Genomic DNA, 14810 nt, shown 5'->3' with positions numbered 1-14810 from the left:
ATCACATCACCGTTGTAGTCAATATGACGAACACGAGACTTGGTCTCGTGGGCGGTGAAGTCCGACCCCTCCAGCGAGAAGCCGGTGGCGTCGCCGGTGGCCCGCGCCAGGCTGTCGGCATTGACGGCCTCGACATTGAGGTCCTTGCTGGCCAGGCTGGCGCCATCGGCCACCGTGATGCGCGAGGCCTGGCGCTGGATGGCCCAGGCCTCGGCATCCGGCCCGCCGAAGGCGCTGCCGCCGTCGGCAAAGGCATGGGCGTGCAGGTTCGCGTCCTGATGGACGGCCTGCATATTGAGGTTGTTGACACCCGTCAGTTCGGCGCCGGCGGCCACATCCACACTGGCGTTCGACTTGAACAGCGTGCGTGCCTTGGCGTCCGGGTCCGAATAGACCACCGAGGCGGCCGAGGCCTCCGAGCGGGCGTCGATCTGCGAGTCATCAACGCGGGCCTGCACGTCCAGCTTCTTCTCGCTGCGCACCAGGGCACCGGCGGCGATTTTGACCTGGGTGTTGCGCGCGTCGCCGCTGAAATCGTTCAGCGCCTGACCCACGGCCCAGAAGGCATTCGTTGCACCGCCGGAGCCCAGCGCGGCGTAGGCCATCGCGTCAGCCGTCGCTTCACCGCGTGCGCCCATGCGTGCGGTCAGGGCGATATCGCCCTTGGCACCCAGCTGGGCGCTGGCGCCGATCTGTGTAGTGGTCGTGGGCAGCGATTCGACGATCGCGTCAGCCCCACCCGACGACACCCCCGCCGCGGCCGCGCCGGCCACCGCGTTGGCAATCGCCTGCTGGCGGCTGTCGCTGCCCATGGTGATCTGGTTGCCGGCGTTGACCTTGGCGCCGTCGCCCACGCTGGCCGTGGTCGTCTGCTCCAGATTGATGCGGGTCGTCGAGTTGCCGAAACCAGCGAACAGCGAGCCCGACACTGCACCGGTCGTGCCCTCGGCATTGACATGGCTCAGCGCATTGACGATCACATTGCCGCTGGCGTCTATCTGCGCGCCAGCGCCCAGGCCGGCGCTGACCACCGGCTTCATCGTCACCGTGGCCTTGGCGCCCACATCGCTGATGGCCAGGCCGAAGCCCGGGCCGACGCCATGGGCGCGAGAAACGCCGTCTATGCCCAGCGCGTCCGGATTGGCCACCAGGCCACCGGCGCCGACCAGGCGTGCGCCACCCGAGTAGGTGCCGCCAAAGTCCAGCTCCAGCCAATGCTGGCCCTTCACACCAGCGCTGTTCAGGTCCAATCCCTCGACGCCGATGAAGTGCGTGCCTCCGACATTGGTTGTGCCCAGATTGATGGCCGCACCACCGGCACTCTCTGCCAGCTGGAAGCTATTCGCGTCGATGCGCCTGACGTAGTAGCTGCGGCCGTCGACCAGGCCGTCGATGGCCTTCTCGCCGCTGCGCGCCAGGCTGTGCTGCGAGGTGTCGGCCGCGGTGCTGCGAGTCAGGTTGACGAACACATCGGTGCCATCGCCCTTGATGGCCTGGGTCGACAGCTTGATGTGCGTCGCATCGACGCGGTAGACGTAGTAGCTGCCGCCTCTGCTCAAGCCACCCAGGGCCGTGCCGCCCGGTTTGCCATCCAGGGTGGTGGTGTTGTAGACCACCTTGTCGCCGGTCTGGAACGGCTGGCCGTTCAGCGGTGCGGTGAGCAGCAGGGTGTCGGTATCGGCATCGGCCGCGCTGCCGGTGAAGCGCCCCGTGTAGGGCGCGCGGTAGGTCACCGCCTGACCGTCGGCGAAGCCGTGGTTGGCCAGTGTGATCGCTTCGCTGGTGGCGTTGACGGCCGATGTGGCGAAGCCGCTCAGGCTTCGCGTCACCGCCTCCAGGCTGCTGCCGAGCTTGACGGTGTTGGCGTCGATCACGCGCACGTAATAGCCCTGGCCGGCGACCAGGCCGGCGATGGCGCTGGCCGCGCCACCGGCGTCAGGAGCGAAGTTGTAGACCATGCGCTCGCCGGTCTTCAGCCCATGGGGGCTGGCGAAGCGTATGGTGTCGTAGCTGCCATCGACATCGCTGGCCTTGAATGGGTTGCCCAGCTTGACCGTCATGTCATTGACAACGATCACGCCGTAGGACTGATCGGCCGCAATGCCGCTCATCACCGTGCCATTGCGCAGCTGGTACTGCACGCGGTCGCCGGTGGCCAGGCCGTGGGGCGCTTCGGTGCTGATGGTGTTGGCAGATGAATCCATCGCCGCAATGCTGCCGTCGGCCAGCGTGACCGGGCTGCCATGCAGTGCCTCGACCAGCACGTCGCCGGCCGTGATCTGACTGCCGGCCGCGGCCAGCGCCGAGACCGTCGGCGTCACCGTCACCTCCGCCTTGACCATGCCAAAGCTGCCGGCCAGGCCGACATTGACGGCCTTGGCCCGAGCATCGGCATCGGTCAGGCTCTTGGCCCGCACCTGCACCTGGCCCGCCACGTCGACCTTGGCCCCGGCGCCCAGCTCCGCCTGCAGCTTGCCGCTGCTGGTGGCCGTCACGACCGATTTGCCGGCGTTGGTGAAGCCGGCCAGATTGGTGGCATCGACCATCGCGTCGGCGCGATCGGCCCCCTGTGCCTGCACCGACAGGCTGGCGCCGCTGATCTGGGCATTCGTGCCGATCAGCGCACGTTCATTGCCCGAGGCCGTGGCGCTGCCGCTCAGCAGACCCGCGCCGACGGCGCTGGCGCTGAAGCCGACGCCGCGCGTCTTGGCCAGGTTGAAACCATCGGCGTTGACCGTCACGCCGTTGCCGGCGGAGACCTTGGCACCCGCATTCAGCGAGGCCTGCACATCTGCCAGCGAACGGCTGTTGGCGATAGAGACGCTGGCCGCCGCAATCGCGACCGACGGTGCGTCGGCATAGGCATAGACGCCCGGCAGATCAACACCCGACACATTGTTGGCATTGCGCAGCGCCTGCCTTGTCGCCGGGTCCACATTGTGGGCCGCGGCAATGTTCAGCCGCCCGCCCACATTCAGTTCCCCGCCGGCGCTGGCGCTCAAGACCGGTGCCAGCTCGGCGGTGACGACGCTGGCCCCGGCGGCCAGGCCGCCAATGCTCAGCGAGAACACCTGGGCATCGACCGTCTGCGACGTCGAGGCCACCACATTCAGATCGCCGCTGCTGCTGATCTTGCCGCCGTCGCCGACGCTGGCCCGCACATCGGGCTTGGCATAGATCTCGGCCGAGTTGATCGTGAACGCACCGATGCCGCCGGCCATGGCCGCGACATCGAGTTCGGCGTCCAACCGTCCATGGGCCTTGACGTCGATCTGGCCCACCGTGCCGTCCTGGCCGATGCGGGTGTTGCTGCCAATGCTGGCCCGCACATCGGTGGCATTGGCATTGCCGATATTGACGCGGGCGATCGAGGCACCCACCGGCACCGCGCCTATGGCCGCACCGGCCGTGGCGCCCAGCACCGTCTGGTCGGCTTTGGCCTGCACGCTCAGCGCCCCGGCCTGGCGCACGACGGCGCCGTCCAGCAGCTGCGCGCCGCTGGTGCTGCTGTCGTTGATGATGGACACCGCCGCGCCGAGGCCGACGATGCCGCCGGCCGCAGCAATGCCCAGCTGATCGACATGCTCTTTCAATTGGCCGTTGATGCTGATCTGGCCGCCGGCGGACAGATCGCCGGCCACTGCCGCCTGCGCGTTGTGCGCGACGTTGAGCACGCCCACCGAGCCGCCAACGCCTACCATGCCGATGGCGCCGCTGCCCACCGTGAAGTCGCTGTCGCTGCGGTCCTCGGCCTGCACGCTGATCGCGTCGCCGGCCACGATCTCGGCGCCCGCCTCGACGAGGCTGGCCGTGCCCGGCGACGCTGCCGTGCTGGCCATCAGCGCCTTGATGTCACTGGCCTTGGGGCTCTTGCCGGTGACGCTGGCACCGGCCTGGCTGCCGATCTGGGCCAGGCGTTCGCCGGCCGAGTTGCGGCCGTCGCCCGTGTTGCCCTTGTCATAGCTGCCCAGCAGGCCGCCGATCTGGCCGCCCTGCGCGCCGAGCTGGTCGGCCGCGCGCTGGTCCATCCGTTCGTTCTTGTCGTTCTCGAACGCGTTCTCACGCACGCCGCGGCTGTCCTGGTAGTCGGCCGTCAGGCTGCTGCCCAAGGACCACACCGACACCGAGCCGGCGAAGCCGACCACGCCGGCACCGCCGCTGATCGCGAAACCCTGGTTGTCGGCCCGCTGCTGGGCACCCACGGCCACATCGTCTTGCGCCGCCACCCGGGCGCCGCCGCGCACGGTGGCGCTGGTGTCGTTCTTGACACTGCCCACGTCCACCGCACCGGCAAGGCCCACCGTGCCGCCGCCGATGGCGCCGGCAAACGACAGCGTCTCGACCTGATCGGCCGCGCGCACCACCACATCCTGCTCGGCCGAGGCCTCGCCCTGACGGCGCTGGTTGATCAGCGCACCCTGGCCGATCTCGGCCAGCGTATCGGCGTCGATCAGGCTCACCGTCACCCCGCCGGCAATGCCGACCGCGCCGATGCCGGCGGCAATCGCCAGATGGGTGATGTCTTCCTTGCTTTCGGCCTGCACCACCAGGCCATGGCTGCTGCCCTTGCCCAGCGCGTCGGCGGTGGAGGTGCCGTCCAGCACCCCGGTCAAGCCCTGGCCCTGACCCAAGGCATCGACCTGCGCGCCGCTGCCCACCACGGCCGCCGTGTTCTTGTCCAGATTCAGCACGCCCACCGACGCACCAATGCCCGCCGTGCCGGCGCCGATGGCACCCGACACGACCAGCAGCTTGCTGTCGTCGCTGGCCATCACGCCGACGTCGCCGCCGGCCATCACGCTGGCGCCCGCACCCACCGTGGCCTGCGTCGCCGTCGTGATCATGGGCACGGTCACCGCGCCGCCGATGCCGGCCGTGCCGCCGCCGATGCCCGCGCTGATCATGACCAGGCTCTCCTCGGCCTGGGCCGTGACGATCACGTCATCCAGCGCGTTGACTGTCGCGCCGGCGCCGATCTGGGCCTGCGTTGTCATATTCAGCGTCGTCACGCCGACGGCTGGTGCGATGCCGGCCGCGCCGGCCACGGCCAGGCTGCCGCCGACCTCCAGATGGTAGAAGTCGCTGGACGCGCCGACCTGCACGCTCTGGCCTGCGGCCGCCGTGCTGGTGTCAGCGTTGATGCTGGCATTGCTGCCGATGGCCGCACGCACCGTGGTGTCGAACACATTGACACCGGCCGCCGCCGAGATGGCTGCCGTGCCGGCGCCACCGCCGGCCAGCACCAGATTCTTGATGCTGTCGCGGTTGGTGGCGCTGATGGCCAGGCCGCGCACCGCCTGGGTATCCAGCTCGGTGTCGCGCAGCCCCTTGAGCAGCGGGTCGCCACCGATATTGCCTTGCGGGCCGTCGTTGCCAATGTCCAGGCTGCCGATGTCCCTGGGCGAGAAGCGCAGGTCGTCGGCCTTCGGACGGTTGCCGTTCTTGATGTCGGCCGCCGCGCCCACATTGCCGGCGCCGGCAGAGAAGCTCTCGACCAGCTTGCCGATGGCGGCGTCCATGGCCGCATGGCCGTCGGCCGTCAGCTTGGCGCCGTCGCCGACAAAGGCCTCGACGCGCTTGGTCACCACCGGCACGCCCACCGAGGCGCCGATGGCGGCCGTGCCGCCGATGGCGATCGAGCCGGCGATATTGGTCACATCGAGATCGTCGTCGGCCGTGATGGCCACGCTGCCATGGGCATGCACATGGCCCGCGCCCAGCGACGCAGCTGTGCCGGCCGGGTCGTCGCCGACAAAGGCCCTCACCGTCACATCGGCCACCAGCACGCCCGCCGAGCCGGCCACACCGGCTGTGCCACCGCCACCACCGGCGGCAGTGACGGCAAGCAAATCCTCGCTGGACAGCGCCTGCACGCGCAGGTTGCCCGCGATGTCGGCATTGACCCCGGAGCCCAGCTTGGCCTCGGTGTTCTTCGTCAGCTTGGTGACACTAGCACCCGCGCCTATGCCGGCCGTGCCGCCAAAGCTGACCGAACCGGCCACGTCCAGCATCCCGGTGTGGTCATCGGCCAGCACCTGCACGGCCGAGGCATGGATCGTCGCGCCATCGCCAATGCCGGCGCGCGTGGTTTCGTTCAGCACATTGACGGCCGCCGAGCCGGCCACGCCGGCAGTGGCGCTGCCCGCGCCCGCGGCGGCAAGGCCCAGCAGCTGCTCGCTGGAGGCGGCCTTGACGGTCAGCCCACCGGCGCCGCTGGCACGCACATCGGCTTGAAGGCCCAGCTGCGCCTCGACACGGTCGCTGTGCACCAGCGTGGTATTGGCCACGCCGATGCCGGCATCGCTGCCCAGGGCCAGCTGGCCGGCCACCTGGGAGCTCTTCAGATGTCCAGAGGCCTGCACGCTGACCTGGCCGCCATCGAGGCCGACCTGGTTGCCGGTCACCGCCTCGGTGGCGGTGTCCATCACATAGACGCTGACCGAAGCGCCGACGGCCACCGAAGTGCTGAGGCCGGCGGCCGCGGCCACCGAGGTGATGTCTTCGCTGCTTTCGGCCTCGATACGGATCGCGCCGCGGGCATTGATGTCGGCGCCGTCGCCGACCTTGGCCGAGGTGCGCTTGTTGAATACGCCGACATCGACGCCGGCGGCCACGGCCACGCCATCGCCAAAGGCGCCCGACAGTGCGCCGGCCGCCGAGACCAAGGTGGTCTTGTCGTTGGCCAGCACGCTGACCGACTGCTCGGCCGGCGCGTTGACCACCTGATGGTTGACCTTGACGCCCTGGCCCAGCGAGGCCTCGGTGACGCCGTCGATGACGTTGACGACCACCGAGCCGCCCACGCCCAGATCACCGGCGCTGGCGCCGGCACCGGCAGCGCCCGAGCTGATCGGTTTGGTCTTGGGTACCAGGAAGATGTCGTCCTTGGGGTCCAGGGCAGCCAGCAGCGGGTTCAGCGCCGCATCGGCACGCACCGTGGTGGCGCCGGCCGCATCGAGGCTGGCGTTGTCGCCCACGGTGGCCAGCGTGTCCTGGTCGAGCACGGTCACGGCACCGGCCACGCCGACGCCCTTGTCCTGGCCGATCGCACCGCCGGCCGCCAAGGTCTGTTGGCCGACCCGGCTGGTGGCAGCGATCGTCAGGTTCTCGCTGGCTTGCAATGAAGCGCCAGCAGCCACCCTGGACTCGGACTTCAGATGCACGACGGCCACCGCCGCCGAGCCGCCGACGCCCTTCTCCTTGCCGCCGGCCGAGGCCGCCGCGGTGGTGCGGAAGTCGGCGCTGCCGCCCTCCACATTGCCCGAGGTCACCGCCACATTGCGGCCCTCCAGCCGGGCGCCCTCGCCCACCTGGGCGCTACCCTGCACCTCGGCCACGGTCACGCTGACCGCCACGCCGACATTGGTGTCGGACAGCATATTGATCGCCGAGCCGCGCGCCTGGTTGGTCGCATCGGCATCGGTGGTGGCGGCGACCTTGACGTCGCCGCTGACCGACTTCAGCTCGGCACCGGCGCCGACCACCGCCTGGTTGCTTACCTTCAGCGAGGTCACGCTGACCACGCCGGCCACGCCGATATCGGCCGTCTCGAAGCTGGCCTCCTTGTCGGCCTTTGCATTGGCCTCGTCGACGCCTTCCTGGGCCTTGGGCACCTCGGCCTTGTCCTCGGCGTCGACATTGGGGTTGTTCTTGACCTGGTTCTCGGTCTCCTGGTCGGCCTTCTTGCTGTCGGCCGCTGAGCCCTGGGCGCTGGCCCGGGCCTGGATGCTGCTGCTGACCAGGGCCTCGCTGGCCACCGTGATGTCGCCGCCGGCCGTGACCGAGCGCGCGGCGCGGGCTAAGACGCGATCGTCCAGCACGTTGACTGCCACATTGGCGCCGACGCCGGCTTCACCGCCGGCGCCATCGGCATTCGACGTGGTCTCGGCCTTGTGGCCGTGCTGGGCCTTGATCTCGACTTTGCCGCTGGCCGCGAGCGCATCGCCCGTGCCCACCTCGGCCGTCTTGTCGTGATCGACGATGGCCAGGGCCACGGCCGCACCGACGCCGGTGCCCGAGCCGCTGCCGGTCTTGCCGGCGGCCGCGCCGTTCTTGGCCACGGTCGTGACCTGGTGGTTGCCGGTGGCGGCGATGCTGACGTCACCGGCCGTGCCGGTGAGCGCAGCGCCATCGGCCACACGGGCCGTCGTCTCGGTGTCGATGACGTTCAGCGCCACCGAGGCGCCGACGCCGGTGGTACCGGCTTCCACGCCCTTGTCCTTGGGCTCGGCCACCGCCTCGCTGCGGGTGTTCTGGTGGGCCGTCACGCCCAGGTCACCACCGTTCAGCGCGATCTTGGCGCTGCCGTCGACGGTGGCCCCGCTGTCGGCATTGACGATATTGATGGCCACCGAGCCGGCCACGCCGACCTTGTCGGAGCCGGCGCCGGACCTGGCGCGGGCCTCGAAGCCCATTTCGGGCGCGGCTTCGCCTTCGGCCGCGGTGCCGGTCGTGGCCTGCACCGTCAGGCCCTTGGCCGTGACCTCGTTGCCGGCCGCGATCTGCGCCCGGTTGCTGACCTCGGCCACATTGATGGCGACGGCCACACCCACGCCGCTGTCCGTGTTCTCGCCGCGGGCGACGGCCGAGCCATCGGCCACGGCCTTGGCATCGCTGTCGACCTGCGCCTTGACGCTCAAGGTCTTGCCGGCCGTGAGCTTGCGCCCGGCGCCGGTCGCGGCCAAGGTGTCGGTATCGGCCACATTGACGGCAATGGCACCGGCCACGGCCAGCGCCTCGGACTTGCCCGTGCCGCTGCTGCCGTCGATGCCGGCCACTTCGGCCTTGCCCTTCTTCGGCGCATCGGCGCTGTCGCGCTTGCTGCGTTCGGCGGCCAGATCATCGGCGGCCTTGCGCTGGCCGTCCTTCTGGTTGTCCACGCCCTTGGGATCGGCGGTCGCGTCCTTCTGTTTGCCGCCCTTGGCGCTGGCGGTCGCATTCGATTCGCTGGCCTGCTTGCTGCTGGCCGTGATGGCGATGGCGCCGCCGGCTTGCGCATCGCGGTCCAGCAGCGCACGGGTCGTGTCGCTGACGACGCTGACGGCCACGGCCGCGCCGAAGGCCGTCTCATCGGCCGTGGCATTGCCGGTGGCCGTGGTGGTGGCGCTGCCGCCGTGCTTGGCGTTTAGCGTGAGGTCACCGCCCGCCTTCAGCTCGCCGCTGCCGGTGATCTCGGCCACTGAATCCACGTGGGCCACGGTCACTGCCGCGACGGGAACGACCGCATCGCCTCCCTTGGCTCCGCCCTCGGCCGTGGTCTTGATGCTGCGCTTGCCATCAGCCGAAACGGCGATGCCGCCCTCGGCCGTCACCGCCGCCTGGTCCTGTATCGCCGCGCGGGTGATCTCGTCCACCACATTGATGGCGGCCGAGGCGCCGACGCCGGTCTTCTTGCCGTCGGCCTCTGCCTTGGGCTTGGCCTCGGTCCGGTGCTCGCTGCTGCTCTTGGCCGTCAGCTTGACGGCGCCGTCCGTGCCCGTCTGCGTGACCTTGGCGTCTGCCGACAGCAGCGCCTCGGTCCTGGCCGCGCCCACATTGATGGCCACCGAGCCGGCCACGCCGACATCGCCACCGCTGGCACCCGAGGTGCTCTTGGCCGAGAAGACATGCTTGCCCGGCTCCTCCTCGGTGCCGGCCATGCCGGCGCTGATCGCCAGGCCCTTGGCAGCGACCTCGCCGCTGACGACGGCGCGGTTCTCGACATCGCCCACATTGATGGCCACGGCCACACCGACGCCGGTGTTGCTCGGGTCCTGCTCATTCGCCTTGGGCGCGGCGATCACCGCCGAGCCATCGGCCACGGCCGCGCCGTCGATATCGGCCAGCGAAGTCACAGACGCCTGATCGGCCGCCGTCAGCTTGCCCGACAGCGTCGCCTCGGTGCGGCTGACCGACAGGTTCACCGCCACCGCCCCGGCCACGCTCAGGCTGCTCTTGCCCTGTGCCTTGCCGTCCTTGTCGGCCACGGCCGCCTTCGGACTCGCGCCGGCCTCGGCGCTGTCGCGCTTGCCGGTGTCCGCGGCCGTCTTGTCGGCGGCCTTGCGGGCGCCATCCTTGGCCTTGTCGACGGCCTTCTCGTCCGTGTCGGCCTTCTTGGCCTTGCCGCCCTTGCTGCTGGCCGAGGCCGTGGTCGTGCTGCTCTGCGTGCCGCTGGCGGCGATGTCGGCCTTGCCGCCCATCGTCGCCTCGCGGTCCAGGCCCGCGCCCGTGCGGTCATTGACCACGCCGACGGCCACCGAGATGCCCACGGCCGAGTCTTCGCCGGTGCTCTTGCCCTTGGCCGTGGTCGTGGCCTCGCCGCTGTGAATGGCAGCGATGTTCAGCGCGCCGCTGCCGGCCAGCGTGCCGGCGCCCTTGGCTTCGGCGATGGTGTCCAGATTGGCCACCGTCACCGCCACCACCGGGGTGACGCTGGTGCCGCCGGCGCCCTTGGCCTCGGCGCCGCCCTCGGCCGTGGTCATGATCGCGCTCTTGCTGGTGGCGGTGATCGCAACGTCACCGGCGCCCTGCACAAAGGCCAGGCCCTCGGCCGCGGCCTGGGTAGTCTCGTCGATCACGTTGACGGCCACCGAAGCGCCAAAGCCGGTCTTGCTACCGGCAGCGCCCTCATCCTTCGGTTTGGCCTCGGCCTTGTTGTCGGTGCTGCTGGCCGCTGCCAGCTTGACCGAGCCATCACCGACCATATTCAGCCGCGCGGTGTCGTTCAAGCGGGCCACCGTATCGGTACCGCCCACGTTGACGGCTAGCGAACCGGCCACGCCGATATTGCCGCCGCCGGCGCCGGACAGGCTGCTGGCGCTGAAGGTGTGCTTGCCGTCCTCGCCCAGCATGCCCGCCGTGGCGCTCAGGCCCTTGCTGGTGACGACGCCGGCGACGCTGGCCAAGGTGTCCACATCGCCCACATTGAGGGCCACGGCCACGCCGACGCCCCAGTTGCTGTCCTGCCCCTCTGGGGCAGGTGCGGCGATGGTGGCCGAGGCGTCGGCCACGGCGCTGCCATCGATGTCGGACAGCGCCTTGAGGCTGACCGCCTGGGCCGCTGTCAGCTCGCCGCCGAGGTAGGCCTCGGTGCGGCTGTCGGCCACGTTGACGGCAATCGCGCCGGCCACGCTGACGCTGGACGTGCCCTCGCCATCGGCGTCCTTGTCAGGCGTCTCGGCCTTGGGTGGCTTGGCCGCGTCGGGCGCCTCGCTCTCGCCGCGCTGGCCGGCCGCGATGGCGGCCTTGTCGGCGACGCTCAGCGCCGCGTCTTTCTGCTTGTCGGCGCCCTTGGCGTCGGTCGTCTCGCCGGCCGGCTTGCCGCCCTTGGCGCTGGCCGTGGCGGTGCTCACGCCGCTCTGCTGGCTGCTGGCGCTGATGTCGGCCTTGCCGCCCAGGCTGGCCCTGCGGTCGAGGCTGGCGCGCGTGGTGTCGCTGACCGAGCCGATGGCCAGCGACACCCCGACAGCGGTGTCGCCCTCGGCACCGGCGCCATCGGCCTTGCCGCTGGCGGTGGTCGTGGCCTCGCCAGCATGCTTGGCGCTCAGGCTCAGGTCTCCGCTGCTGGCCAGCGTGCCGGTGCCATTGACTTCGGCGGTGGTGTCCAGCGTTGCCAAAGTCACGGCAATGCTGGGCACGAAGGCGGTGGAGCCCGAGGCGCCACCCTCGGCCGTGGTGGTGATCTTGTTCTTCGAGTCGGCGGACAGGGTCACGCTGGCCGCGCCAGCGACCTCGGCGCCGCCGTTGATACGCGCCGTCGTGCTCTCATCGGCCAGATTGAAGGCCACGGCCGCACCGATGCCGGTCTTCTTGCCGGTCACCTCCTTGGGCTTGGCCTCGGCCAGGTGTTCGCTACTGCTCTGCGCCTTGAGGCTCAAGGCGCCGTCACCGGTCAAGGTCAGCCGCGCGGCGTGATCGACGGTGGCCAGGGTCTTGGCCGAGCCGGCGTTGATGGCCAGCGCACCGGCCGCGCCGAGCTTGCCGCCACCGGCGCCGGCCGCGGCCACCGCCTTGCTGGTGTGCTTGGCATCGTCGGGGGTGCCCGCTGTCAGGCTCAGGCCGGCGCTGTTCAGTTTGCCGGCCATATAGGCATGGGCCTCGGCCGCGCCGACGTTCAGCGCGATGGCCACGCCAACGCCCTGGTCGTTGCTGTTCTCGCCGACCAGGGTCACCGTGCCATCGGCCACCGCCGCGCTGTGCGCCTCGGCCTCGGCCTTGATCGTCACCGCACCCGCGGCCGTGACCTCGCGGCCGACGGTGATGCCGGCATCGACCTTGCTGCTGGCCACATTGACGGCCAGCGCGCCGGCCGTGCTCAGCGCGCTGCTGTCGCTGCCCGCGGTATCGCCATTGCCGGTGGGCGTTTCGGCCTTGGGCGTGGCGCCGGCATCGGCGCTGTCGCGCGCGCCCTTGTCGGCGGCGACGGCGTCGGCGGCCTTGCGCTGCGCGGCCTTTTCCTTGTCCACGTCGCCCTCGGCCGCCTTGTCAGCAGCCTTGCCGCCCTTGACGCTGGACTTGGCCGTGGTGTGGGTGGTCTGCTTGCCCGAGGCGACCAGGTCCAGCGCGCCACCGAGCACCAGCGCGCGGTCCATCACCGCACGGGTGTTGTCAACGACAAAGGCGCTCGCGAAGGCCATGCCCAGGGCGGACCTCGTGCCAGTCGGCGTGCCCTCGGCCGTGGTGTCGGCCTGACCCTCGTGCTTGGCGTTCAGCGCCACGTCTTTCAACGCCAGGGCCTCATCGCCGCGCAGCTCGGCTACGGTGTCGTGGTGGGCCAGCGTGATAGCCGCCACCGGCGTGATCGCGGTGCCGCCCTCGGCCCCGCCCTTCGCCTCGGTCACCACCGTGTTGCTCGATTGCGCATCGAGCTTCAGGCTCCCGGCGCCATTGACCTTGCCGCCGGCCTCGACGGCCGCGCGGGCCACCGTGTCGGCCACATTGATGGCCACCGAGGCGCCTGCGCCCTCATGCTCGCCGCCGGCCGTGGTTTTTGCGTTCGCCTTGGCGCTGTCCGAGCTCCTGGTCTCGGCCGTCAGGGTCAGGGTCGTGCCCTCGGCCACCGTGATGCTGGCGCCCGCGGCGATCAACGCCTCGGCCTTCAACACGCCGGCATTGATGGCCAGCGAGCCGGCCACGCCCAGGCCCGTGGCCGAGGCACCCGAGGTCGCCTGCGCGCCGAATTGCGCGCTGCTGGCCGTGGACGTGACGTTGACGCCACCGGTCGCGCTGAGCGTGCTGCTGCCGCTGAGCAGCACCTGGCTGCCTGCCTTGGCGGTGTTGATGGCCACCGCCACGCCTACGCCGGTGCCGCTGGCGTCCTTGTTGGAGCCGTCGGCCGTGGTGCTCAAGCCACCCGCCGGGCCGCTGAGGGCCATGCCGGCATTGACGGTGATCGCCTCGGTGGCCGTCAGCGCGCCGCTGCTACCCAGCAACACCTGGGACTGGCCATTGATGGCTCCCACCGCCACGGCGGCGGCGAACTGCAGCGAGCCGTCGCTGGTCTTGGCCTCTTCCTCGGCCAGCTTCTTCTCGCTCTCGTTGGCGCCGTCGGCCGATTTCTCGGCCCCGCCCTTGGTGGCCTTGGCCAGCACCTCGGCGCTGCGCGTCGCGTTGGCGCTGATGGCAATGGCGCTACCGCTCAGCGAGGCGCTGTCGGCCAGCTCGGCCTTTGTGTCGCCGTGGATGTAGCTGGCGGCCAGCACCGCGCCCTTGGCGTCTCCGGCTGCCGTGCCGGCCGAGCCGTCGGCCGTGGTCTTGGCCGTCACCGCGTTGTTGGCGGCCAGGCTCAGCGCGCCGCCGGCGCTTAAGCCCGAGCTGCCGCCGACCCGCACCTGCGCACTGCTGTCGATGTGCGTGATGGCCACCGCCGCGTCCTTGGCGGTGTTCTTGCTGCTGTCGTCCGGGGCGCTGGCCAGCTTGGTGTCAACCTTGGCGCTGGCATCCATCGCCAAGGTGCCGCTGGCCGTGATCTGGTTGGCACCGCTCAGCGCAATCGCCGCGGCGGCCTTGGCGTCGACGACGCCCAGCTTCAGCTGCTTGCCGAACAGCTCGGTGTCCTTGCTGTCCAGCGTGACCTTGGCCTCGGCATCGATGCTGATATTGCGCCCCGTCAGCGTGGCGCCCAGCAGATTGACCTGGGCGTCGGCCACGGCCCTGATTTCGGTGCCCAGCACGCCGGCCTTGGCCTCGTCCAGCGCGGCCAGGCGGATGTCTTGCGCGGCAATGCTGGCACCCAGCGCCACATCGATGCGTTCCTTGGACTGCACGTCCAGATCGCCATCGATCTGCAGTGCACCCTTGATCAGCACATCGTCGCTGCTGCTGACGAACAGGCCCTTGGCGTCGGTGCCGTCCAAGATCAGCTGGTCGTCGCTGGCGCCGGGCACATCGGTGCCGCCGTCGAAGTCGATCTTGATCGCATAGGGCGAGGTGTTGCCGTCGAGCTTGATCGTCAGGTGATCGTTGAAGGCCGAGCCGGTGAAGGCGACGCGCAGGTTTTCATCCAGCGTTTCCGAGGCCAGGACCTGGTCGCCTCTGCGCAGCTGCAGGGTCAGGTGTGGCGCACCGGTGTCCACCACTTCGAGCGTCGCGTCCAGCGCGCCGGTGGGCAGGGCCGAGTAGCTAAGGGTGGTGTTGAAGGTCGGCTGCGGCAGCGGCGTGGCCGACAGCAGCAGGCGCTGCTCCAGGGTCTCGACGACCGGGCGACGGCGGTGCGCCGGTGCCTTCTTGGCCGGGGCTTGCTGCGGCTCGCGGCCCAGGGCCTGCTCCATCAGGCGGCCCACGGCCGACATCAACGTGTTTGTCTTGGCCACAGCCTTGGTCTTCTTTGCCAT

General features: G+C 70.2%; 1 protein-coding gene (only partly in view). It reads right to left on the bottom strand.

Annotation, left to right across the window (positions count from 1 at the left end):
- Nucleotides 1–14810, bottom strand: part of the annotated coding region (locus DES47_RS03855; RefSeq protein ID WP_166651840.1) for a right-handed parallel beta-helix repeat-containing protein (this coding region is incomplete at its 3' end). Its footprint begins 12500 nt before the window's first position; 14810 of its 27310 annotated nt are in view.

This window comes from Roseateles toxinivorans, assembly GCF_004362525.1.
Taxonomy (GTDB): Bacteria; Pseudomonadota; Gammaproteobacteria; order Burkholderiales; family Burkholderiaceae_C; genus Paucibacter; species Paucibacter toxinivorans.
This window is presented reverse-complemented; position numbering and strand designations above follow the sequence as displayed.